The sequence below is a fragment of the Rhodococcus sp. SB1D genome (assembly GCF_048573875.1).
GTDB lineage: Bacteria > Actinomycetota > Actinomycetes > Mycobacteriales > Mycobacteriaceae > Rhodococcus_F > Rhodococcus_F qingshengii.
The window spans coordinates 1-22,119 of the sequence record NZ_JBMAIQ010000002.1 but is presented as its reverse complement, the minus strand read 5'-3'; the positions used below and the strand labels follow the sequence as shown (position 1 = coordinate 22,119).

Sequence of the window (22,119 nt, the reverse complement as noted above, 5' to 3'; positions counted from 1 at the left end):
GCAGTTGTGGATCAGGCCGGATCGAGCACGAAGTCGTATGTGACCCGGTTGGTTCCGTCGGCACCTGGCTTCGGATCGAGAATCAGTTCGGGCTTCGTCGCCGTTGCCACGTCGTTCTCGATCCACTCTCCATCCTTGAAATAGAGCTGGGTGGTGATGGTGCGCTTACCGGGAGCCTTCACCATGAGGTGCAGGTGAGCCGGACGCCACGGGTGCCAGCCGGCCTTCTCGATGAACCAGCCGGTGGGGCCGTCGGTCGGGATCTGGTACGGCGCAGGCTGAATCGTGGTGATCTCGAAGCGTCCCTCGTCGTCGGCGACGATCGTTCCGCGGAGGTTGCCGTCGGGGATGTGCGGCGCGAAATGGGAGTAGTAGCCTTCGTCGTCCGCGTGCCAGAGTTCGACGGTTGCACCTCCCAACCCCTTGCCGTCGAGATCGCGAACCTGGCCCTCGAAGACCAGCTTCGCTCCAACCTCGTTGTCACGCATCGGAAGTTCACACTTGGCAGGCAACGTCTTGGCATCGGCAACGTAGTACGGGCCCTCGATGCTTCCCTTGGTGCCGTGCTGGCCGCGGTACGCGACCTCCTCGACGTTGTGCTCGAGGAAGACGTCCAGCCACAGGGGCCACTCGCCGAACTGGCCGATGTCGATGAGCCACTGCTTGAGGACGCGGTACTCGGGGTAGGTGATGCCGTGCTTGTCGATGACGCCTGCGAGTGCCTCGAGCACGTCCTTGGCGATGGCCGAGACGCGTTCGGGCGGGGTGTCCGCGCTGACTCGTTCCTGGAGGAACTTGTCGGTGGCGGCAGTACCCGAACCTACTGCGGTGGGGCTCTCGGAAGTGGTCATGTGGTCCTCCTCGGGGCCGTATGTGGCTGTTACCGGGTGGGTGCCGTACTGCTGGGCTGCGTCGGCTCCCCAAGTTTGGGTTGTACGCTCTGCGTACATCTGTTACGCTGTGCGTACGCTTGTACTGTGCGCCCAGTCACAAGGTTTGTCAACCTTCGAAGGCGTCGATCGGGCATACCCGCAGATGAAAGGCCATTCCGTGAGCGAGAACGATCGCGATTACATCCAGAGCATCGAGCGTGGATTTGCTGTGCTGACGGCCTTCGACGAGAAGAACCCCAACCCGTCGCTCGCCGATCTTGCCGCCGAAACGGGTCTCTCCCGCCCCGCGGTCCGGCGCATCCTCCTCACGCTGCAGAAGCTCGGATACGTCACCGGCAACAACAGTCGGTGGTCGCTCACCCCACGCGTTCTGAGTATCGGGCAGCACTTCTCGGCATCACATGCTTTGACAGAGGCGGCGCTCCCTCGTCTGTTGGAGATCGCAGAACACACCCACGAGTCGGCGTCGCTCGGGGTGCTCGACGGTGTCGACGTGGTCTACGCCGCGCGTGTACCCGTCCGGCGGATCATGAGCATCAACGTCAGCGTCGGCACCCGAGTGCCTGCATATGCCACCTCCATGGGTCGAGCCCTGCTAGCTTGGGCGCCAACCGAAATCGTCGACAACGTCATCGCGAACTCCACGTTCGACGCCCTCACACCCACCACGATCACCGACGAAGGCGCATTCCATACCGCCCTCCGGGTGGTGCGCGAGCAGGGATACGCGCTCACATCGGAGGAACTGGAAGACGGCCTGATTTCCCTCGCTGCTCCCATCCGCGACGCCGGTGGAAGCGTCGTCGGAGTGACAGCGTGTTCGACCTCGGCCGGACGAACATCCCCGGAAGCTTTCCGCGCCGACGTCGCGCCTTTCCTCGTCGAGAAGGCGAACCAACTCAGCGCGGACATGGGGTACCGAAGCTAGCGCCTCAACACCTCGGAAGGCAGCAATCCGTACTTACGCCGAAAGGACGACGCGAACCGTCCGGTGTGCGTGAAACCCCATCTCACAGCGACATCGGTGACCGTCGTCGCGTCGTCGGCATCCACCAGATCTGCATGGACCCGCTCGAGACGGATGTCGAGCAGGCATTCCGACGGACTCCGGCCCACATACTGCCGAAATCCCTCCTGCAATCTCCGTACGCTGACGCCCGCCACCTCCGCCATCTCGGCTGCGGTCCACACGCGGGCCGGGTCGTCGTGCATCTCGTCGAGCACCCGCTTGACGATGCGTGGCCTGGCGTTTCGCACCGCGTCCTCGCTTTCGGGCATTGCGGCAAGGACGAATGCCGTGACCACGGCGCCGGAGAGCTGACCTGCCACCAGTTCGTTGTGCAGCACGCCGACCGGGCCGAGTATCTGATCCGACAGTGAGCGAACAAATTTCAGCCATCTGGCTCCGTCGTCGCCCCGAAGATCCACCTGATCAGGCAAGTGCATTCCGGGTCGACCGAGAACCTTTTCCATCTCACGGTCGAGGTACTGACGGTCCATCCGGACTCCGACGATCTCGCAGTCCGCACTCCACCGCGTAATTCTCGTCGTGATGTCGGGTGGACATACCGTCGCAACACCCTGCGTCGAGAGCACGTGCGAGCCCGCGAACACCGACTCGAGCTCGCCCGAGAGCGGGATGTTCACCCCATAGGCACCGGGATGATCGGATTCGACGGCGACGTCAGCTCCCCACCGAATATGAGCGATCCTCAGCGGTCCCAACTCGGTGGTGCACACCCCGACTCCACTGGCCGCATGCCGAGACAACGGCGTCAGCGAGTGCGGAAAGTAGGCGTCCGAAACCGCATGACACGCCTCGTCCCAGTCGCGGGGAGCTGTACCGATCATGGAGTCGACCATCGTCCTTCTTCACCTTCCAAACCCGTGACCAGCCACATTGCCGAGCAAGGGCGCTGAACATCATTGAACACTGTGTCCCCGGTCACTTCCAAGAGAAAACGGGTACGGGCCGCGATCGGGTGCGCAATCCGGATAGCCACCGCGCTGTACGGATCGACCGAAGCCTGCGCCCGCCGTACGTTCGTCTTCACTCCCGGCGCTAGTCGCCCACTACTTCCCTCCCGCACTTCGCGGCACTCTCACTCACCCGCCATCCGACAAGGAGGTCCGGTCATGGAACAAAATCAGCTTCGAGGAATCTTCGGTCAATTCGCGAGCGGCGTCACCGTCATCACCTGTACCAATGCCGACGGTCAACCACACGGAGCCACCGTCACCGCATTCACGGCCATTTCCCTGGAACCACGGCTGTGCCAGATCACGATGACTCGCAAGTCCAAGGCGTGCGGCTACCTCGGCAACGCGCCGTTTGCGGTCAACATCCTTGCCTCCGACCAAGTGGACACGGCCATGCATTTTGCCGGCCGACCGCAGCGCACCGAACCGAGGTGGATCGACGGACCGACCGCTCCCCTGCTCGACGGCGCCGCAGCAACCATCTCGTGCGTCCCGTGGAGGGAGTACGACGGCGGTGACCACATCATCTTCATCGGCGAGATCGTCGACGCTCAGTCGAGTGGCAAGGATCCGCTTCTGTTCTACCGAAGCACTTTTCACGATCTAGGCGCTACCTCGTCGACCACAGTCTGGAACGGAAGTCAGGACGACCCCCACAGCGGCTGGTTCGACGCCACCACTTCGTTCACCCCGATTCATCTTCAGCCCGCACCCCAAACGATCTGAAAGGCTTTGCCATGACGACCACCGAAATTCCTCCCACCGGCGTCGATCCCGCAGATTCCGGAGCGCCACAGGTCAATCCGGCCGCCGATTGCGAAGCCAACCGCACGAAGAACTTCGCCACCCGACCGATGACCGGTGACGAGTACATCTCGAGCCTGCAGGACGGCCGCGAGATCTGGCTTCACGGTGATCGCGTCAAGGACGTCACGACACACCCCGCGTTCCGGAATCCGATCCGCATGACCGCGAGGCTGTACGACGCTCTGCATACGGGCGAGCACGTGGACGCCTTGACCGTTCCGACGGACACGGGCAACGGCGGTGTCACCATGCCGTTCTTCCGCACTCCGACGTCGTCGGCCGATCTGCTCAAGGAACGCGATGCCATAGCGACGTGGGCTCGTATGACCTACGGCTGGATGGGCCGTTCCCCCGACTACAAGGCGAGTTTCCTGGGCACCCTCCACGCCAACAAGGAGTTGTACGCACCGTTCCAGGACAACGCCGAACGCTGGTACCGCGAATCGCAGGAGAAAGTTCTGTACTGGAACCACGCGATCATCAATCCCCCGGTGGATCGCCAACTTCCACCGGACGAGGTCGGTGACGTCTTCATGAAGGTGGAGAAGGAAACCGACGCAGGTTTGATCGTCAGCGGCGCCAAAGTGGTCGCCACCGGATCGGCGATCACGAACTACAACTTCATCGCTCACTACGGTCTGCCGATCAAGAAGAAGCAGTTCGCCCTGATCTGCACGGTACCGATGGACGCGCCGGGTGTGAAGCTGATCTGCCGCACCTCGTACACCGAACATGCTGCGGTGATGGGCAGTCCGTTCGATTATCCGCTGTCGAGTCGCATGGACGAGAACGACACCATCTTCGTCTTCGACAAGGTGTTGGTTCCGTGGGAAAACGTCTTCATGTACGGCGACGTCGACCGGATCAACGCATTCTTCCCTCAATCAGGCTTCCTGCCGCGCTTCACCTTTCAGGGCTGCACTCGCCTGGCCGTCAAGCTCGACTTCATCGCCGGACTGTTGATGAAGGCACTCGAAGCCACCGGCGCCGGCGGCTTCCGCGGAGTCCAGACCCGTGTCGGTGAGGTGATCGGGTGGCGAAACCTCTTCTGGTCGTTGACCGAATCGATGGCACGCGATCCCGAACAGTGGGTCGGCGATTCGGTGATCCCGAAGCTCGAGTACGGCCTCACCTATCGAATGTTCATGATCCAGGGGTACCCGCGGATCAAGGAGATCATCGAACAGGACGTCGCGTCGGGCTTGATCTACCTGCCTTCGAGTTCACTCGACTTCAAGAGCCCGGACGTGCGTCCGTACCTCGACAAGTACGTTCGCGGTTCCGACGGCATCACCGCCGTCGACCGCGTGAAAGTCATGAAGGCGCTGTGGGATTCGATCGGGACCGAGTTCGGCGGCCGACACGAACTCTACGAGCGCAACTACTCCGGCAATCACGAGAACGTCAAAGCCGAACTGCTGTTCGCAGCCCAGAATCGTGGACACGCAAGTTCCATGAAGGGACTGGCCGAGCAGTGCTTGAGTGAATACGACCTCGACGGCTGGACGGTCCCTGACCTCATCGGCAACGACGACGTCTCGTTCTTCAAGAACCGGTAATCCCCTCGGCAGGTAGGGCGGACTCGCGATGTCGAGTCCGCCCTGCTCGTCGTCTTCAGCAGGCATGGCCCATCAGCAGAATTCGACGAACACTGCACCCTTGGTCAGGACTAGGCAATTGCCTAGTGTGACCCGAGACACACGATGTCAAGGTGAATTCAGTACCGGACGCAGCCCCGTCCGGAAAGCGGGTCCCACCGATTTGGTCCGACAGCCCTCGGCTTTCTCGGTAGGCGCCCACTCTTATCTGGAGGACACCCATGACGGATATGTTGGATGCTGCCCGCGGCACCGACCAGTTCGCGAACATCCGCGCCGTCCTCGACGACGCGCTCGTCGAGGACCCGGAGACCGGCCGCTACCAGGTGCGGCGCAGCGTCTTCACGGACGAGCAACTGTTCGAACTCGAGATGACGCACATCTTCGAAGGCAATTGGATCTACCTCGCGCACGAGAGCCAGATCCCGAACGTCGGCGACTACTTCACCACCTACATGGGCCGTCAGCCCATCGTGATCACCCGCAACAAGGACGGCGAATTGGGTGCGCTGATCAACGCATGCAGCCACCGCGGTGCGATGCTCTGTCGCCGTAAGACCGACAACCGAACCACCTTCACCTGCCCGTTCCACGGCTGGACCTTCAACAACAGCGGAAAACTCCTCAAGGCAAAGGACGCTCGCACCGGTGGCTATCCGGAGCAGTTCAACCAAGACGGCTCACACGACCTGACCAGGGTGGCGCGGTTCGAGAACTATCGCGGCTTCCTCTTCGGCAGCCTCAACCCCGACGTGCTGCCACTCGAAGAGCACCTCGGTGACACCACGAAGGTCATCGACATGATCGTCGATCAGTCACCTGACGGACTCGAAGTTCTGCGCGGTGCTTCCACCTACACCTACGACGGCAACTGGAAGTTGCAGACCGAGAACGGTGCCGACGGCTACCACGTGTCTTCGACGCACTGGAACTACGCCGCTACCACCGCTCGCCGCACCGCCGGTGAATCGTCCAACGAGACCAAAGCCATGGACGCCGGCACCTGGGGGAAGCAGGGCGGTGGGTACTTCTCGTACGACTACGGCCACCTCCTGCTCTGGATGTGGTGGGGCAATCCCGAGGACCGTCCCCTGTTCGAACGCAAGGCGGAGCTGGAAGCTCAGTTCGGTTCCAAGAAGGCCGAATTCATGGTCGGTGCGTCGAGAAACCTCTGCCTGTATCCGAACGTCTACCTCATGGATCAGTTCAGCAGCCAGATCCGGCACTTCCGTCCGATCTCCGTGGACCAGACCGAAGTCACCATCTACTGCATCGCGCCCAAGGGAGAGAGCGCCGAAGCGCGCAGCAACCGCATCCGTCAGTACGAGGACTTCTTCAATGCCAGCGGTATGGCCACCCCGGACGATCTCGAAGAGTTCCGTTCCTGCCAGAAGACCTACCAGGCAACCGGCGCCCCGTGGAACGACCTCAGCCGTGGCGTCACACACCAGATTCCCGGTCCGAACGACGTCGCGAAGGATCTCGGCATGAATCGTGTGCTCTCGAGCGGAGCCAAGACCGAGGACGAAGGCTTGTATCCCATTCAGCACGGATACTGGCGCGACGCCATGCTTGCGGCCGTAGATGCCGAGCAAGCCGCTTCCAACCGGACCATCTGAGGACGATCACCATGACTGTCACCACCACCAATGCCGTCGCCCTCGAAACAGTGCAGCAGTTTCTCTACCGTGAGGCTCGCTATCTGGACGATCGCGAGTTCGAGAAGTGGATCGAGTGCTACCACCCCGATTCCGAGTACTGGATGCCCGCATGGGCGGACGACGGCGAGCTGACCACGGACCCGGCCGCAGAGATCTCCCTGATCTACTACCCGAATCGCGGCGGTATCGAGGACCGCGTGTTCCGAATCAGGACTGACCGTTCCAGCGCGACAAGCCTTCCCGAGCCCCGCACCGGTCACAACATCACCAACGTGGAAGTGATCGAAGAACGCGGCTTCGTCGTCGACGTCCGCTTCAATTGGTTCACGCTGTACTTCCGCTACAACACAGTCGACACCTACTTCGGCACCTCGCACTACACGATCGACTTCTCGGGCGAGCAGCCGTTGATCATGAAGAAGAAGGTAGTCCTCAAGAACGACTACATCCATCACGTGGTCGACATCTACCACTTCTGACACGACTTCCCTTCGAATCGAGCTGTTTCCCATGAGCATTCAAGCTGCGCCGACCTTTCAAGTAGCCCTGAGTTTCGAAGACGGCATCACCCGCTTCGTCGAATGCAACACCGACGAGACCGTCGCGGACGCGTCGTACCGCGCACGAATCAACATTCCGCTCGACTGCCGCGACGGAGCATGTGGCACCTGCAAATCACTCTGTGAATCAGGTACTTTCGATGCCGGCGACTACATCGAGGAGGCCCTGACGGACGACGAGGCCGAGCAGGGATACTGCCTTCCGTGCCAGATGGTGCCGGAATCTGATCTCGTGCTGCAGATTCCCACCACGTCGGCGGTCGCCAAGACCACTGCCGGTTCGTACACGTCCACCATCACCGAGATCATTCGCCATTCGGATTCCACGGTGGGTTTCACCGTCGCAGTCGACAACCGCGCAGATCTGGTCTTCCTCCCCGGTCAGTACGTGAACATCCTCGTTCCCGGAACCGAAGCGACGCGGTCGTACTCGTTCAGCTCCGGCCCTGAGGTCGAGTCGGCGTCGTTCCTGGTCAAGATCACCCCGGGTGGTCTGATGTCCGAGTATCTCAGTCAGCGCGCGCAGGTAGGCGACACTCTCGAATTGACCGGACCGATGGGTAGCTTCTTCCTCCGGTCAGGTCAACGGAGAGCCCTACTGCTTGCCGGCGGAACTGGCTTGGCCCCGCTGCTCTCCATACTGGAGAAGATGCGTACCGAAAGCTCCACTCGGCCCGTCCATCTGGTCTACGGCGTCAGCTCCGACACCGATCTCGTCGAACTCGACAAACTGCACGACTACGCGGAGTCTCTACCCCAGTTCACCTTCGACTACTGCGTATCCGATCCCGACAGCACAGCACCGAACAAGGGCTATGTCACGGGCTTGATCGAGCCCGATCACCTCGACGACGGCAACGTAGACGTCTACCTGTGCGGCCCGCCGCCGATGGTCGAAGCCGTACGTCTGCACTTCAAGGACGTATCGATCACACCCACGAACTTCTACTTCGAAAAGTTCAACAATGCGGCAGCACCGGCTGATTCACCGGCAGCCTCGGCCGAAGAATCAGCTGCCGGCCCGTACGAGATCGGTGAAGAACATCTGCCGGTCGCGGAGTCGGACGCACAGTTCGACGCTCGGATGGCACTCGAACTCGGAGCAATGGAACTCACGATCGGCCGCCTCACTCCAGCACAGTTGACGGAGTACCGCATTCTGGCGGAGAACTCGGCTGCTTCCATCGACCGCGATCACTTCACGGACGCAGCGGCATTCACCGAAACCAATGCCCTGTTCCACGACTTCCTCTTCCGCTGCACCGGAAACGAAGTGCTGCTGCAGGCATACCACCGTCTCGAGGTCACACAACTGATGAACCGAGTGCTCCGCACCGCCGATTGGGTGGACGAACATGTCGCGGAGGATCACTCACGTATCGTGAGTGCATTCGAGCAGAATGATCGCGCCGCGGCCCGTGATCTGATCGTCCAGCACAGCGAACACGCCAAGTCGACGATGCACCGCGCCATCACTGACGCTCGGGAAAGTGTGGCGTCGTGAGCACGAGATTCTTCGCCGGCCGGTTCGACGACCGGGTCGTGGTCGTCACCGGAGCGGCTCAGGGGATCGGGCGCAGCGTTGCCGAAAGAGTTTCCGCAGAAGGTGGTTCCGTCGCGCTTGTGGATCGAGCTGAACTGGTTCACGACATCGCGACACCGCTGGAGCGTTCCCATTCGGTGACCGCGGACCTCGAGACGTTCGAAGGTGCCCAGAATGCAATAGATTCCGCATTGGAGCGCTTCGGACGCATCGACGTCCTGATCAACAACGTCGGTGGGACCATCTGGGCCAAACCCTACGAGCACTACACGCCGCAGCAGATACAAGCCGAGGTCACACGATCACTGTTCCCCACGCTCTGGACGTGTCGCGCCGTACTGCCTCATCTGATCGAGCAGGCGAGCGGCACCATCGTCAACGTCTCCTCCGTCGCCACCCGCGGTGTCAACCGTGTTCCTTACGCGGCGGCCAAGGGCGGGGTCAGCGCGATCACCGCTGCACTGGCGATGGAAGTCGCACAGTACGGAATACGCGTCGTGGCAACCGCTCCCGGCGGAACCGAGGCGCCACCACGCGTCGTGGCACGCGGGCCGGGTGCCGAGACCGACGAGGAGAAGGCCTGGTACCAGCAGATCGTCGACCAGACCGTCGACTCGTCGCTACTCAAGCGTTACGGCACCCTGGACGAACAGGCTGCTGCTATCACTTTCCTTGCCTCCGAAGAGGCTTCGTATGTCACCGGAACGGTTCTGCCCGTCGCCGGTGGCGACCTCGGCTGAATCCAGCCTCCCCCGATTCCTGATCTCTCGAACGGAGATTCGCCATGTCCTCGATCGAACGTGGTTCCTGGGCCAGTGCCCGCCATCGCTCGTCAGTGTTGTGGGTGGTCACCATCGCCGCCATTGCCATTCTGTTCGACGGATACGACCTGGTCGTGTACGGCACGATCCTGCCCGTACTCATGGACGACCCCAGCCATATCGGCACCTTGACCGCATCTCAGGCCGGCGCGTTGGGTTCGTATGCACTCGTCGGAGTGATGGTCGGCGCACTGACGTGTGGAGCTATCGGCGATCACTTCGGTCGCCGAAAGATGATGCTGGTCAACATCATCTGGTTCTCGGTCGGAATGGCACTGGCAGCGTTCGCCACCAGCATCACCACCTTCGGTCTGCTGCGGTTCTTCACCGGCATCGGAGTCGGTGGGCTTGTCGCCACCGCCGGAGCCATGATTGCCGAGTTCGCGCCGCCGGGACGCCGCAATCTGTTCAACGCCATCGTCTACAGCGGTGTCCCGGCCGGTGGCGTCATGGCTTCCGTCCTGGCGATCGTTCTCCGTGATTCCATCGGATGGCGCGGACTGTTCCTCGTCGGCGCCCTGCCATTGGTGTTCCTGTTCCCACTCGCCTGGTTCAAACTGCCCGAGTCTCCCGCGTGGCTGATTGCTCGCGGACGTGTCGACGAAGCTCGCGCCATTTCCTCGAAAACCGGAATTCCATTGCCTGCCGGTACAGATCGACCCAACGACGCCGTAGCTGAGAAGGTCGGCTTCCGAGCGTTGGCGAGCAGACAATATGTCTGGGGCACCGCGCTTCTCGGCCTCATGAGCTTCGCCGGCCTCCTCCTGACCTACGGACTGAACACCTGGCTGCCCAAGATCATGGAAAACGCGGGATACAACGCGAAGGGTTCGCTCTCGTTCCTGTTGGTACTCAACGGCGGTGCCATCATCGGTGGACTTCTCGCCTCCAAGATCGCGGACGTCACCGGTCCACAGCGGGTTGTCGCAACCACCTTCGGCCTGGCCGCACTCGCCCTGCTCCTGTTCACATTCGGGTTCCCGCTTCCCGTACTCCTCGCCTCCGTTGCCATCGCGGGTGTCGGAACCATCGGTACTCAGGTTCTGATCTACGGATTCGTGTCCAACTACTATTCGACGGCCGCTCGGGCTGCAGGTGTCGCGTGGTGCGCCGGATTCGGACGTCTGGGCGGGATATTCGGGCCACTGATCGGCGGAAGTTTGATCAGCGCCGGAATCAGTTCCGAATCGGCGTTCTACGTCTTCGCCGGCATCGCGGTGCTGGGCGCCATCGTCACCTTCTTCGTGCCGAAGCAAGCACCCGACCTGGGTGCCACTGCACTTCGATCCGATGGAGACCGTGCCGAAAAGGAAACCCGTGGTGAGCCCGGCGTTACGGTAGTCGGGTGACACTTCGTGACCTGTTGCTCGGCCGAGAACGCGAGCTCGCCGTTCTCGGCCGAGCCTTGGCCGCGGCAGAGACAGGAGTGCCGACTCTCGTGCTGGTCGAGGGCGATGCCGGTAGCGGTAAGTCCACTCTCGTCGACCGGTTCGCCGAAATCTCTTCCGCTCATACGCTCCGCCGCGCTCGTGGGCTGGAGTGGGAATCGAACACTGCCTTCGGAGTGATCGATCAACTACTCGAACGTCCGGTTTCCAACTCGGACCCGGTCGCCGTTGCACACGAGATCGTTGACGCAGCGGAGCAACTGACCCTGATCGTCGTCGACGATGCCCATCACAGCGATGTCAGCTCGCTTCAGGCAATCACCTCCGCCCTCCATCGAGGCCGAACGGCACCACTGCTGTTCGTCCTCGTCGCCGAGGAAACGCCGTTCCTGCGCGAGGATGTCAGGCAGATTCTCGACCTGCACTGGTCGACGCGATTGCACATCAGCCCGATCGACGCACCCGTCATCATCGACATCGCGCGCATGCGAAGCGGAATCGACCTCAGCTCCGGCGTCGCGCTTGCCCTTCAGGACTTCACCGCGGGCAACACACTCGACATCGTCTCGCTTCTCGACGAGCTGCCACCTACCTATTGGACCCAGTGGCACCGAACTTTGCCCGTCCCTCGCCATCGTGCAGTATCGATCGCCGCCGCCCTCGCTACGTGTTCGGCGGGAGCACGAACGTTGATCGAAGCCGCAGCAGTTGTCGGGCGCAGCACGACGTTGTCGCATCTTGCTCAGCTGGCCGAAATCGACGACGTGGTCGGCGCCTTGGACAGCGCCTTCGCCAGCGGCCTCCTTTCTGTCCACGAGCAGCACGGCAGCACCGAGGTGTCACTGAGCAGCACGATGGTCACGGCCGCAGTGCGCGGGGCGTTGGGACCCGCGCACTTGCATCTGCTGCACACACGCGCAGCCGAGATCGCTTGGGGAGAAGGTGAACGGCTTTTCCACCTTGCCGCTGCCAGCACCACCCATGACGAGGACCTCGCCGCCGAACTCGTTGCGTACGCATCACTACGAGCATCCGACGGCGCGTGGTCGGAAGTCGCCGACGCCATGGTCACGGCAAGCCGTCTCACCACGGCCCGAACCGAACACGAGGACCGACTGCTCCGCGGAGTCGACGCGCTGACCGGATCGGGTGACATCCCCCGCGCCATGGTCTTCGTGCCGGAGATCGAGAGTATTTCGCGCGGGCCTCTCCGCGACGCCGTCCTCGGCTACCTCGCCATCCATAGAGGGCGACCGACCGAGGCCGCCGATCTTCTGACCAGAGCGTGGGACAGCTGCAGCGTGGATCGTGAGCCAGGCATCGCTGCGATGATCGCCCAACGAATGGTCCTGCATTCTCTGGCTCGGCTCGATGGCACGGCGCTCGTCGAGTGGGTTGACCGCGCAGTCGAATTGGTGGGCCCTTCTGATCCCGCAGCAGTGGAGTCCGAAGCGATCAAGGGTCTCGGGCTCGGTGCTACCGGAAGAACCGAGAATGCGCTCGCGGCATACGCCGAACTCTCCGATCGTGTCCGCCCCGGAGCCCAAGCACAGCGCTTCCAGATGGGACGCGGATGGCTCGAGCTTGCGTTGGACCACCCGGAGTCCGCCAGACGCGACCTCGAAAGCGCGGTGTCCACAGAGTTTTCCAGTGGTTCGGCAAGAATCTCACTGTGGGCACAGGCCTGGCTCGCCCGCACTCAATTCGCTCTCGGCGCCTGGGACGAAGCGCTCTCGACCGTCGAGGGCGCCGGTGCCGAGGTGGATCGGTTCGAGATCGAGATCATCCGGCCGTTGGTCCACTGGTCGGGAGCACAGATTCACGCTCTGCGCGGCAACTGGGAACTGGCCCGTGACCATGTGCGACGTGCGTACGCCGGCATTCACGCCTACGAAATCATGTATGTTCCTGCACTTCTCGCCAGGGCCCAGGTTGCCGAGGCCGCCGCCGACTACGCCGAAGTTCTGGTGGCGCTGGCTCCGCTCACCTCGAGCAAGGCGCAACAATGGCTCGACGAGCCGGGCTTCTGGCCGTGGGTCGATCTCTACGCCAATGCATTGGTCATGGTCGGGCGAGCTGATGATGCCGACGCCTTTCTGCAACCACACGAGCAGACCGCACGACGTCGGGAGCACCGCTCAGCTGCGGCACGTCTCGGCTACGTTCGCGGCCGGATCCACGGCGCACGGGGCGAACTCGACTTGGCAAGAGAAAGTTTCGATGCTGCACTACTCGGCATCGAGACGCTGCCGCTCCCCTACGACCGAGCCCGAATCAATTTTGCCTACGGCCAAACTCTCCGCCGGGCCGGGAAACGCGCGGAGGCCGACGTCGTCCTCCGCGCCGCCCGCGAGCTGTATCACTCGTTGGGCGCCGCTACTTACGTCGAGCGCTGCGAGCGCGAACTCCGCGCGGGCGGGTTGAACCTCTCGCGGACGGAGAAGGGAATCACCGACCTGACCCCGCAAGAACGAGCCGTCGCCGACCTTGTCGCAGCGGGCAAGTCCAACAAGGAAGCTGCCGGCGAATTGTTCCTCTCCGTCAAGACCATTCAATATCACCTCACGCGCGCGTACGCGAAACTCGGACTGCGATCACGGAGCGAACTCGCGGCTTTGTTCCGCGACCGAGGGCTTTCGGATCCGCATCAGGAGAACTGAGAACATGCCGGACACTACGACGACCGCGCCCGTTCGCGTCGTCACCGAGCCACTCCCCCAACCGCTCTACGGCCCGAAGCGGGTCTTGCGCGACTTCGGCGGAACGTCCATTGCCAACGGAATCATCGGCATCGTCTTCTCGGCCACCGGGCCGGTGGCGGTCATTCTCGCTGCGGGGTTGGCGGGTGGACTGAGTCAAGCCCAATTGGCCTCTTGGCTTTTCGGTGCCTTCTTCGTCAACGGCATTCTCACCATCACGGCTTCCTGGCTGTACCGGCAGCCGCTGGCCTTCTTCTGGACGATTCCCGGAACCGTTGTCGTCGGAGCGTCGTTGGAGCATCTGCCGTGGGAGCAAGTGCTCGGAGCGTTCTTCGCGACCGGCGCCCTGATCTTGCTGTTGGGATTGACAGGGTGGGTCACACCGATCATGGCCGCATTACCCTTGCCCATCGTAATGGCAATGGTGGCAGGCGTTTTCCTTCATTTCGGAACGGATTTGGTCGAAGCGCCCGCCCACGACGCGGTGATCGCCCTGCCGATGATCGCCACCTTTGTCGCTCTGAGCGTGTTCGCCAAGCTGGGAAGATTCGTTCCGCCCGTTCTCGGCGCGTTGATCGTCGGCGTGGTCGTGATACTCGCGGCCGGAAGATTCAACTCCGCCGGCGACGCGCACGAGTGGCTGGCGCATCCGATGCTGACCACGCCAACCTGGTCTTGGCAGGCGATGATCGAACTGGTTGTACCGCTGGCGATCACAGTCGTCGTCGTGCAGAACGGCCAAGGAATCGCAGTCCTCCGCGCAGCGGGTCATCAACCGCCGATCGGGGCAGCAACGGTTGCCTGCGGTGTGTTCTCTCTCGTGAACGCGGCGGTGGGTTGTGTCTCGACGTGCCTTACCGGGCCGACGAACGCATTGCTCACGGCGTCGGGAGAGCGGACACGCCAATACACCGCCGGAATCTTCTGCGGCTTACTCGCCGTCGTCTTCGGACTGTTCGCCCCGACTTTCGTCGCGATGATGTTGGGAACTCCGACGGCATTCATCGTCACTCTGGGTGGTCTGGCCATGCTCAAGGCCTTACAGGGAGCCTTCGTGACCGCATTCGGCGGGAAATTCACCTTCGGCGCTTTGATCGCGTTCCTCGTGACGATCTCCGACATCGAACTACTCAATATCGGAGCCGCTTTCTGGGGACTCGTCTTCGGGGTCATCGCCTCGCGCATGCTCGAGCGAGCCGACTACACCTGACATGCGAATATTCGCATACTCGACTTTGACAATCATTTACATTAAGCAGTAGATCTATACCCATGCACCTCAACACCCGCATGTCGCGGCGCCTCACCCTTGCCACATCAGTAGGCCTCTCACTCGCCCTCGTTACGGGTTGCTCGTCCGACAACAAGGACTCCGCCCAGTCCGAAACCACGACCACGACGTCGGCCGCACCAACCGAACAGGCCTCGGCAACACCACGTCTCGCCGTGTCGTACGACGGCGGCGTCCTGGTGCTGGATGCAACTTCCCTCGACGTGGTCGGCGAGACCGAGATCGACGGCTTCACCCGACTCAACCCGGCCGGCGACGGTCGCCACGTCATGATCTCTGCCGGCGAAGCATTCAAGGTGCTCGACACCGGCACGTGGTCTTCGGCTCACGGTGATCATTCTCATTACTACACAGCCGATCCCGCGATGTCCGAGGTCGAGTTCGCAGCCAACGAACCCGGACACGTTGTACGCCATGCCGGAAAAACCGTTCTCTTCAACGACGGCTCGGGACTCGTCGAGATCTTCGATCCGGCGCAGTTGGCAAAACGCCAACCCCGCGTCGAGACGTACACCACGCCAGAACCCCATCACGGCGTTGCGGTCGCACTTGCCGACGGCAGCCTGTTGACGACCATCGGAAATTCGGAGTCCCGCAACGGCATTGCCATCCTCGATGCCGACCGCAAGGAATTCCTGCGCAACGAACAGTGCCCCGGTGTCCACGGCGAAGCAGTCGCTGCCGGCGAAGCCATCGTGCTGGGCTGCCAGGACGGGTTGCTCGTGTACAAGAACGGAGCGATCACCAAGGTCCAGAGTCCGGATGCATACGGCCGCATCGGAAATCAGGCAGGCTCGGAGGAGTCGGACATCGTGCTGGGTGATTACAAGACCGACAAGGACGCCGAACTCGAACGTCCGCAACGGGTCTCGCTGACCAACACGACGACGTCCGAACTCAAGCTCGTCGACCTCGGCACCAGCTACACCTTCCGCTCACTCGGCCGCGGACCGCACGGAGAGGCACTGGTGCTCGGCACCGACGGCGCCATCCACGTCATCGACCCGAACACCGGCGTCGTCACCAAGAAGATCGCCGTCATAGACGCATGGACCGAGCCCACCAAATGGCAAGAGCCCAGGCCCGCGCTCTTCGTAGAAGATCACACCGCTTACGTCACCGACCCAGCGTCGAAGAAGCTGATCGCAGTCGACCTCGAGGACGGCAGCATCCTGACCGAGACCACTCTCGATCACGCCCCGAACGAATTGACCGGTGTCACCGGCTGATTCAGATCCTCACCTCAGGCCCCCATCTCACACCGAGATGAGGGCCTGAGCCGTTCTCGTGCTTCGCCTACTGACCAGGGAATCTCATACCCAGGCAATCCTCGAGGTGCTACGACGCGCGCATCAGAGAATCGAAGCCGTTGTCGCCAGCTCTGCTGGAGCTGAGCAATGAGCAGGACCACGATTGACCGCGGCACAAGTCAGCATGGAATAACTCCGTGTGGAGGTTCGTTGGAGATGGTGTCGGTGTTCGGTTCTTTGCCCCGGGTACCACCCCAGAATTGCCACTTCGAGTGGCCGCTTGCCGAGAGGCGCAAGACGGGCACCGACGCGCTGGAGCCGCTGGACACCTGCAGGTGTCCGGCGGCTTCGTCGTGTCCGGGGTCGGACCTCGGTCCGTGACGGTCGAGGTCCACGGAGTCGACCGCCGAATCTGCAATAACCGAAAACGCGTGGTTTTCCTACCGGAGGGTGGACACTCGATCATGCGCCAAAGCAGCTATGACCGTCCCTCTGCCGACAGGGCGCTCCGATGGCTACTGCTGACATGGGGCCTCGGCAACTCTGTGGTGTGGTGGATCCACCTTTCACGGCGAGGCAGTCGCGCAGTCGAGACGTCACCGATACAGCCGGGCCCGTTCGGGGAGGCCAACTGGCTCGATATGGGAGGTTTCCTCGCATACTCCTCGGCCGCAACCTTGTTGATCATCGCGATTTGGTACGTCGCGGCCCGCAGGTGATCCGCACCGATAGAGTCCATGACATGGACGCCCTTTCACAGTCCGAACGGGAGAATTCGCTAGAGACCGACCGACTGCTTCTCCGGCCGTTCCGTGTGCCCGATGCCGTTGTCTTGCGGGAGCTCTGGGGTGAGCGCGATCCTCGTGTCCCACCGCATCGTCGGATCGATTCCGATGGTCGACCCTCCATCGGAGACATCGAGGACCAGATTCGCAGTCGCTCACACCAACCCGGTCTACTGGCGGTGGAGCGTAAAGGATCCCATGACGTCATCGGCTACTGCGGCCTGATCGAGACTGAGCACGGACCTGACGGAGAGCCTGAACTGGCATTCGAATTTCTCCGTAGGGCATGGCGTCAGGGATATGCGACTGAGGCCTCATGGGCGGTAATCCAATGGGCGCAGGCATCAGGCTATCGACGTCTGTGGGCCACGGTCCGTGACTGGAACGGCGCTTCTCGCCGTGTGCTGGAAAAACTCGTATTCGTGGCGACCGACCATGCGGAGCCTCACGAAATCCACGGGGACCTGCTGTTCACGACAAAGGCACTGTGACTGCCTCGGCGACACAGGACTCGATGCCGCAATGACGAAGGTGCTGCGACGCGGTGACTCGGAACGCGCGCCGCAGCACGGGGAGTAGCTAGGCCGGGTTTTCGCCGGCAGCGACGTCGAGGATCCACGTCACCCCGAACGCATCGGTAAGCATGCCGAAACCGGGGCTCCACGCCGCGGCGGCAAGACCCTCGATGATCGATGCACCAGCAGAGAGTTTGGCCCAGTAGTTCTGCACCTCTTCGAGGGTTTCACCGCGAACCGAGACGAAGAACGGTTGGTCGGTGATCGTGGTGCCGTTCTCGCGGTGTGTCGAGCCTGCGTTGCCGGCCGAGCCGCCCGACTGTCCAGGGATGTCGTATGCCATCACACAGAAGCCGTCCTCTGTCTCCACCTGGCCGAACACGACGTTCTCAGCGCCGGGCACCTCCTTGGGCATCCCGAAGTCGCCGTAGGTTGCGATCGTGACCTGGCCACCGAAGACGGACTGGTATAACTCCAGAGCCGCGCGGGCGTCTCCGCGGAAGTTGAGGTGGGTCGTTGTCTTGATGCTCATGTCTGCTCCTGGTACGAACGTCGCTCGGGTTTTCCCTGACAACGTCGACTCTCACAGCCGTATAGGACTGTTTTCGTCCTAGACTCGTCGTAGTCTCACCGCATGGCGACCACCACTCGACTCTTGAATCTGCTGTCCCTCTTGCAGACGAGGCGCGACTGGCCGGGCGCTCTACTCGCCGAGCGGCTCGACATCAGCCATCGCACGGTCCGCCGCGATATCGACCGGCTCAGGGAGATGGGTTACCGCATTGCGGCGACCATGGGCCCGGACGGCGGATACCGACTCGACGCCGGCAGCGAGCTGCCACCCCTGCTGTTCGACGACGATCAGGTCATCGCACTGGCAGTTGCGCTGCAGGCGGCGACGCTGACCGGCGTCGGTATCGAAGAGGATGCGGTTCGAGCGTTGACCACTGTGCGGCAAGTGATGCCGTCGCGTCTGCGCCATCGCCTCGACGCGCTCACGTTCACCACGATTTCGGCCGGTTCCGGCGACGCAGACTCCGCGTCCCCAGAGGTGCTCGTAGCGATTTCCGCTGCAGTCCGCGGTCGCGAGGTGTTCCGCTTCGATTACTCGAACGACCACTCAAACAACAGCGAAATAACACCCCCGCGCCGAGTGGAGCCGCATCACCTGGTGACCTCCAAGCGTCGCTGGTATCTCGTCGCGTGGGATCTCGCGCGAGACGACTGGCGAATCTTCCGCGCCGATCGCATCACCCCACGCACCCCGAACGGTCCCCGGTTCACGCCGAAGGAAATCCCCGGCGGCGACGTCAGCGAACACGTGTCCGCGCGCTTCAAAGGATCGGAACATATCAACAAATGGCCGTGTCACGGCAAGGTCGTTCTCCATCGACCAGCCAGTTATGTTCTTCCCTTTGTCGGGGACGGCATCGTCGAAGATCTTGGCCCCGAGCAGTGCATTCTCGAAGCCGGATCATGGTCTTGGACGGCGCTGGCAGCCTCCTTCAACCGATTCGACACCGACATCGATGTCGTCGGCCCGGCAGAACTTACCCACGCTTTCGCACAACTCGCCGCCCGCAACGCCGCGACTGCTGAGAGTTAGTCAGTCGTCTCGAATGAGATCCAGGTCTCCAACACAACCGTGCGCCCGCGGGTTCGTGATAGCTTTCAAGTCCTCAGAGGACCTGAGGACTTGAAGACCTGAACGAAGGGATGCCCAAGGAGATGAAGAAGGGGCAAGTTGCATTTCTCACCGGCACACACGTCGTGAACGATCTGTACCAGGGGGCTGTGCCTGCACTGTTGCCGTTCATGATGCTCGAACGCGGATATTCCTATTCCGCGGTCGCCGGAATCACGCTCGCCGCGACCGGACTATCCAGTGTCGTGCAACCTGCATTCGGCATGCTGGTCGATCGAAAGAGCCGAAACTGGCTGGTACCCACAGGTTTTGTGACGGCCGCAGCAGGCATTGTCGTGGCAGCGATGAGCACCACCTACATCGTCACTTGGCTGGCAATTGCCGTGGCCGGCATCGGCATCGCCGCATACCATCCTCCCGCCACAAATTTGGCACGCGCGGCTGGAGGTCATTCACAGAAAGCCATGAGCGTGTTCTCCGTGGGCGGTACGTTGGGCGCCTCGCTGGCGCCACCGTTTGTCACGCTCGTGGTTGGCTCACTCGGTTTGTCCGGCGGCTATCTGCTCGCAGTTCCTGCAGTGGTGGCGGCTATTTGGTGGATGGTCGCCCAGTCGCGATCGGCCAACACGGGTGCGGCCGAATCAGCCCAGTCGTTGAGTGCGCAACTGGCAGCGAACGGTCCCGTGTCAGACGATTGGCGCTCGTTCACACGACTCGTGCTGGTAACGGTCTGTTGGTCAATTCCGTACGTGACCACACTGTCGTTGGTCTCACCGTTCGTGCTCAACGCACTGAACGGATCGTCCTCGAGCGCTGCAATCGTGTTGTCCTCCTTCACATTGGCAGGAGCGGCCGGAACGCTACTGGGAGGAGTCCTCGCGGACCGTCGTGGTCGACGCGCATCCATCCGACTCGGCTACCTGCTTGCGGTACCTTCACTGGCACTGCTCGCTGCCGCCCCGCACGTCGCAGTTGCCGAATTGGGAATCGTCTGTCTCGGATTTGCTATGTTCCTGCCCTTCGCGCCACAGGTGACATTGGCGCAGGACTACCTACCGAATCGCCCCGGCACAGCAAGTGGGGTGACGCTCGGACTCGCGATGTCCGTGGGGGGCATCGCATCTCCGCTGTTCGGCTACCTGGCAGATCACTTCGGACCGCGCATGGCGATCGGGGCGACAACTGCAGTGCTGTTCGTCGGCGCCGTCATCGCATTCACCTTGCGCGATCGACGACTCGACCCGGAAGACGAGACGGAGCGCGAACTGGACGTCATCGCCCTTCGATAAACCGAAAGACGGCCCCGTAGTCTGAAGATTCATCGGAGGACATGAAGTATTACTCGGTGAGCCGCTCCATTGCGGTTCACCGAGTCAGTCAGGAGCAGTCACATGGCAGTGCGCCAGATCAAGCAGCAGTCGCTGGTACAGAAAGCCGCGGACGAACTTGCGCGCCTCATCGGCGACGGCGAGTGGCCGGTCGGGACCAAAATCCCGAACGAGCAGGATCTGAGCACACTCCTCGGAGTCGGGCGTTCGACCGGCAGAGAGGCAGTTCGCGCACTGATTGCGTCGGGCCAGCTCTACTCGCATCAAGGGTCCGGCACCTACGTCATGTCCTCGACTCCGGTCACAGAACTCGAGCGAGAACTCAAACGCTCGGACCGCCGCGAAGTCTACGAAGTACGCCGACTTCTGGAAGTGGAAGCGGGCCGCCTGGCTGCCATGCGTCGGACCTCTGCCGACGTCGACCTGTTACGGGCAGCACTCGCAGCCCGTGAAAATGCTTCGACACCAACAGAATTTGTCGACGCTGACATGGAACTACATCGCGCCGTGGTGAATGCTGCGCACAACAGCGTGTTGTCGATGGTGTTCGATTCATTCATCGAAACGCTCCGCAACTCAGCCCTGGACGTGATCACCGACGTCACGGCACGAAACCCCCAATCCATCGACGACGAAGCCGCTGCCCACCGAGATCTGGTGGAAGCAATCGTCGCGGGTGATGCCGACGCTGCCAGTGCGGCAACGCGCAGGAACATGGACGGGCTCGACTGACCCTCTCTATCGTTGTCAGGCATGACGTCCACATCGCTCCCTCCACGGGGTCTCCGGATCGGTCTGTCCGCCATCGCGTGGCTAAACCTGCTCTCTGCGCTCGTAGGAATGGCGGGCCTGACGATCGGCGGCGGGATGGGCCTGCCTCCTGAGTGGATCGAGGGAACCGTCTTCCCTTCATATTTCTGGCCCGGAATCCTCCTCGGCGTTGTCGTCGGAGGCATCCAGGCCGCCGCGCTCTTCGCTCAGCACAACAGGTTCCGTCTGACGTGGGGCCTGCACGCGGCCGCCGGCCTGACCATGATGATCTGGATCTTCGTCGAGATCGCCATCGTTCTCGCCTGGTCGCCGCTGCAGGGCATCTTCTTCACCACCGGACTAGTCCAGACGATCCTCGCCGTTCTCGCACTCGGCGCCTGGCCTCGCCCCTTCCTCCAACGAGTCGAGTAGCGACGGAACCTGTTCTCGAACAATAGAATCACGACGGCCGGGCCCACCTCACCTTCTCGAAAAAGCCCTTGACTCGAAAGTATGTTCGAGTATGATGGGAGGTGGAACGGGGGGTTCTCATGACGATCAACATCACCGACGATGCCGTCACCGACGTGGTCAACAACTCCGCT

The 22,119-nt window shown here is 62.0% G+C and carries 19 protein-coding genes; 16 read left to right on the top strand and 3 right to left on the bottom strand.

Annotation, left to right across the window (positions count from 1 at the left end; all coding sequences use genetic code 11):
• Nucleotides 1-11: 11 nt before the first annotated feature.
• Entirely contained in the window at nt 12-851 is an 840-nt protein-coding gene (catA, locus tag ACN50D_RS05545) for a catechol 1,2-dioxygenase (RefSeq protein WP_211921049.1), read from the bottom strand.
• A 199-nt stretch (nt 852-1,050) separates the two neighbouring features.
• Between catA and ACN50D_RS05540 the strand changes: the two genes are divergently transcribed.
• The gene (locus ACN50D_RS05540; protein ID WP_211921051.1) at nt 1,051-1,821 is read left to right on the top strand and encodes an IclR family transcriptional regulator; all 771 of its coding nucleotides are present in this window, start codon (nt 1,051-1,053) and stop codon (nt 1,819-1,821) included.
• Here ACN50D_RS05540 and ACN50D_RS05535 read toward each other — a convergent pair.
• Complete coding sequence (locus ACN50D_RS05535; RefSeq protein ID WP_058038297.1) at nt 1,818-2,756, bottom strand: AraC family transcriptional regulator; 939 nt, start codon at nt 2,754-2,756, stop codon at nt 1,818-1,820. The genes ACN50D_RS05540 and ACN50D_RS05535 overlap by 4 nt on opposite strands.
• Nucleotides 2,757-3,029: 273 nt before the next feature.
• Between ACN50D_RS05535 and ACN50D_RS05530 the strand changes: the two genes are divergently transcribed.
• The 11 genes from ACN50D_RS05530 (at nt 3,030) to ACN50D_RS05480 (ending at nt 17,767) form a co-directional block, all read left to right on the top strand.
• Entirely contained in the window at nt 3,030-3,599 is a 570-nt protein-coding gene (locus ACN50D_RS05530) for a flavin reductase family protein (RefSeq protein WP_007729773.1), read from the top strand.
• An 11-nt stretch (nt 3,600-3,610) separates the two neighbouring features.
• Nucleotides 3,611-5,239 (top strand): 4-hydroxyphenylacetate 3-hydroxylase family protein, encoded by a 1,629-nt coding sequence (locus tag ACN50D_RS05525; protein WP_003939685.1) that lies wholly within the window; start codon nt 3,611-3,613, stop codon nt 5,237-5,239.
• Between the two features lie 260 nt (nt 5,240-5,499).
• Nucleotides 5,500-6,897: a benzoate 1,2-dioxygenase large subunit gene (gene benA, locus ACN50D_RS05520; RefSeq protein ID WP_099697110.1), complete on the top strand. Its 1,398-nt coding sequence runs from the start codon at nt 5,500-5,502 to the stop codon at nt 6,895-6,897.
• An 11-nt stretch (nt 6,898-6,908) separates the two neighbouring features.
• Entirely contained in the window at nt 6,909-7,418 is a 510-nt protein-coding gene (benB, locus tag ACN50D_RS05515; protein WP_003939939.1) for a benzoate 1,2-dioxygenase small subunit, read from the top strand.
• Nucleotides 7,419-7,449: 31 nt separating this feature from the next.
• Nucleotides 7,450-9,003: a benzoate 1,2-dioxygenase electron transfer component BenC gene (gene benC / locus ACN50D_RS05510; protein WP_054827004.1), complete on the top strand. Its 1,554-nt coding sequence runs from the start codon at nt 7,450-7,452 to the stop codon at nt 9,001-9,003.
• The gene (locus tag ACN50D_RS05505; protein WP_007729779.1) at nt 9,000-9,782 is read left to right on the top strand and encodes a 1,6-dihydroxycyclohexa-2,4-diene-1-carboxylate dehydrogenase; all 783 of its coding nucleotides are present in this window, start codon (nt 9,000-9,002) and stop codon (nt 9,780-9,782) included. The genes benC and ACN50D_RS05505 overlap by 4 nt, the downstream gene beginning before the upstream one ends.
• A 44-nt stretch (nt 9,783-9,826) precedes the next feature.
• Nucleotides 9,827-11,212, top strand: a complete 1,386-nt coding sequence (locus ACN50D_RS05500; RefSeq protein ID WP_054827003.1) for an MFS transporter — start codon at nt 9,827-9,829, stop codon at nt 11,210-11,212.
• Nucleotides 11,209-13,911: a helix-turn-helix transcriptional regulator gene (locus ACN50D_RS05495; protein WP_007729783.1), complete on the top strand. Its 2,703-nt coding sequence runs from the start codon at nt 11,209-11,211 to the stop codon at nt 13,909-13,911. Before ACN50D_RS05500 ends, ACN50D_RS05495 begins: the two co-directional genes overlap by 4 nt.
• A gap of 4 nt (nt 13,912-13,915) precedes the next feature.
• Nucleotides 13,916-15,160, top strand: coding sequence for a benzoate/H(+) symporter BenE family transporter (locus ACN50D_RS05490; RefSeq protein ID WP_054188474.1), 1,245 nt, complete (start codon nt 13,916-13,918; stop codon nt 15,158-15,160).
• A gap of 62 nt (nt 15,161-15,222) precedes the next feature.
• Complete coding sequence (gene aztD, locus ACN50D_RS05485; protein ID WP_211921053.1) at nt 15,223-16,470, top strand: zinc metallochaperone AztD; 1,248 nt, start codon at nt 15,223-15,225, stop codon at nt 16,468-16,470.
• Between the two features lie 763 nt (nt 16,471-17,233).
• Complete coding sequence (locus ACN50D_RS05480) at nt 17,234-17,767, top strand: GNAT family N-acetyltransferase (protein ID WP_099697114.1); 534 nt, start codon at nt 17,234-17,236, stop codon at nt 17,765-17,767.
• Between the two features lie 88 nt (nt 17,768-17,855).
• Here ACN50D_RS05480 and ACN50D_RS05475 read toward each other — a convergent pair whose 3' ends face one another.
• Nucleotides 17,856-18,323: a VOC family protein gene (locus ACN50D_RS05475; RefSeq protein WP_193594857.1), complete on the bottom strand. Its 468-nt coding sequence runs from the start codon at nt 18,321-18,323 to the stop codon at nt 17,856-17,858.
• Between the two features lie 102 nt (nt 18,324-18,425).
• Here ACN50D_RS05475 and ACN50D_RS05470 point away from each other — a divergent pair, with 102 nt between their 5' ends.
• The 4 genes from ACN50D_RS05470 (at nt 18,426) to ACN50D_RS05455 (ending at nt 21,946) form a co-directional block, all read left to right on the top strand.
• Nucleotides 18,426-19,397, top strand: coding sequence for a helix-turn-helix transcriptional regulator (locus ACN50D_RS05470; protein WP_211921055.1), 972 nt, complete (start codon nt 18,426-18,428; stop codon nt 19,395-19,397).
• Nucleotides 19,398-19,519: 122 nt separating this feature from the next.
• Nucleotides 19,520-20,725 carry an MFS transporter gene (locus ACN50D_RS05465; protein ID WP_042447245.1) on the top strand — a complete coding sequence of 402 codons (1,206 nt, stop codon included), beginning with the start codon at nt 19,520-19,522 and terminating at the stop codon, nt 20,723-20,725.
• A gap of 102 nt (nt 20,726-20,827) precedes the next feature.
• Nucleotides 20,828-21,496, top strand: coding sequence for a FadR/GntR family transcriptional regulator (locus ACN50D_RS05460; RefSeq protein WP_042447187.1), 669 nt, complete (start codon nt 20,828-20,830; stop codon nt 21,494-21,496).
• 21 nt (nt 21,497-21,517) lie between these two features.
• Nucleotides 21,518-21,946 carry a hypothetical protein gene (locus ACN50D_RS05455; protein ID WP_225320164.1) on the top strand — a complete coding sequence of 143 codons (429 nt, stop codon included), beginning with the start codon at nt 21,518-21,520 and terminating at the stop codon, nt 21,944-21,946.
• The last annotated feature ends 173 nt before the right edge of the window (nt 21,947-22,119 follow it).

What these genes read in the sequence shown, in the direction of transcription:
- ACN50D_RS05465 (WP_042447245.1), top strand. Translation starts at nt 19,520, where the DNA reads ATGAAGAAGGGGCAAGTTGCATTTCTCACCGGCACACACGTCGTGAAC.
- ACN50D_RS05490 (WP_054188474.1), top strand. Translation starts at nt 13,916, where the DNA reads ATGCCGGACACTACGACGACCGCGCCCGTTCGCGTCGTCACCGAGCCA.
- ACN50D_RS05500 (WP_054827003.1), top strand. Translation starts at nt 9,827, where the DNA reads ATGTCCTCGATCGAACGTGGTTCCTGGGCCAGTGCCCGCCATCGCTCG.
- benC (WP_054827004.1), top strand. Translation starts at nt 7,450, where the DNA reads ATGAGCATTCAAGCTGCGCCGACCTTTCAAGTAGCCCTGAGTTTCGAA.
- ACN50D_RS05455 (WP_225320164.1), top strand. Translation starts at nt 21,518, where the DNA reads ATGACGTCCACATCGCTCCCTCCACGGGGTCTCCGGATCGGTCTGTCC.
- ACN50D_RS05480 (WP_099697114.1), top strand. Translation starts at nt 17,234, where the DNA reads ATGGACGCCCTTTCACAGTCCGAACGGGAGAATTCGCTAGAGACCGAC.
- catA (WP_211921049.1), bottom strand. Translation starts at nt 851, where the DNA reads ATGACCACTTCCGAGAGCCCCACCGCAGTAGGTTCGGGTACTGCCGCC.
- ACN50D_RS05460 (WP_042447187.1), top strand. Translation starts at nt 20,828, where the DNA reads ATGGCAGTGCGCCAGATCAAGCAGCAGTCGCTGGTACAGAAAGCCGCG.
- ACN50D_RS05535 (WP_058038297.1), bottom strand. Translation starts at nt 2,756, where the DNA reads ATGGTCGACTCCATGATCGGTACAGCTCCCCGCGACTGGGACGAGGCG.
- aztD (WP_211921053.1), top strand. Translation starts at nt 15,223, where the DNA reads ATGCACCTCAACACCCGCATGTCGCGGCGCCTCACCCTTGCCACATCA.
- ACN50D_RS05475 (WP_193594857.1), bottom strand. Translation starts at nt 18,323, where the DNA reads ATGAGCATCAAGACAACGACCCACCTCAACTTCCGCGGAGACGCCCGC.
- ACN50D_RS05470 (WP_211921055.1), top strand. Translation starts at nt 18,426, where the DNA reads ATGGCGACCACCACTCGACTCTTGAATCTGCTGTCCCTCTTGCAGACG.
- benA (WP_099697110.1), top strand. Translation starts at nt 5,500, where the DNA reads ATGACGGATATGTTGGATGCTGCCCGCGGCACCGACCAGTTCGCGAAC.
- ACN50D_RS05525 (WP_003939685.1), top strand. Translation starts at nt 3,611, where the DNA reads ATGACGACCACCGAAATTCCTCCCACCGGCGTCGATCCCGCAGATTCC.
- ACN50D_RS05530 (WP_007729773.1), top strand. Translation starts at nt 3,030, where the DNA reads ATGGAACAAAATCAGCTTCGAGGAATCTTCGGTCAATTCGCGAGCGGC.
- benB (WP_003939939.1), top strand. Translation starts at nt 6,909, where the DNA reads ATGACTGTCACCACCACCAATGCCGTCGCCCTCGAAACAGTGCAGCAG.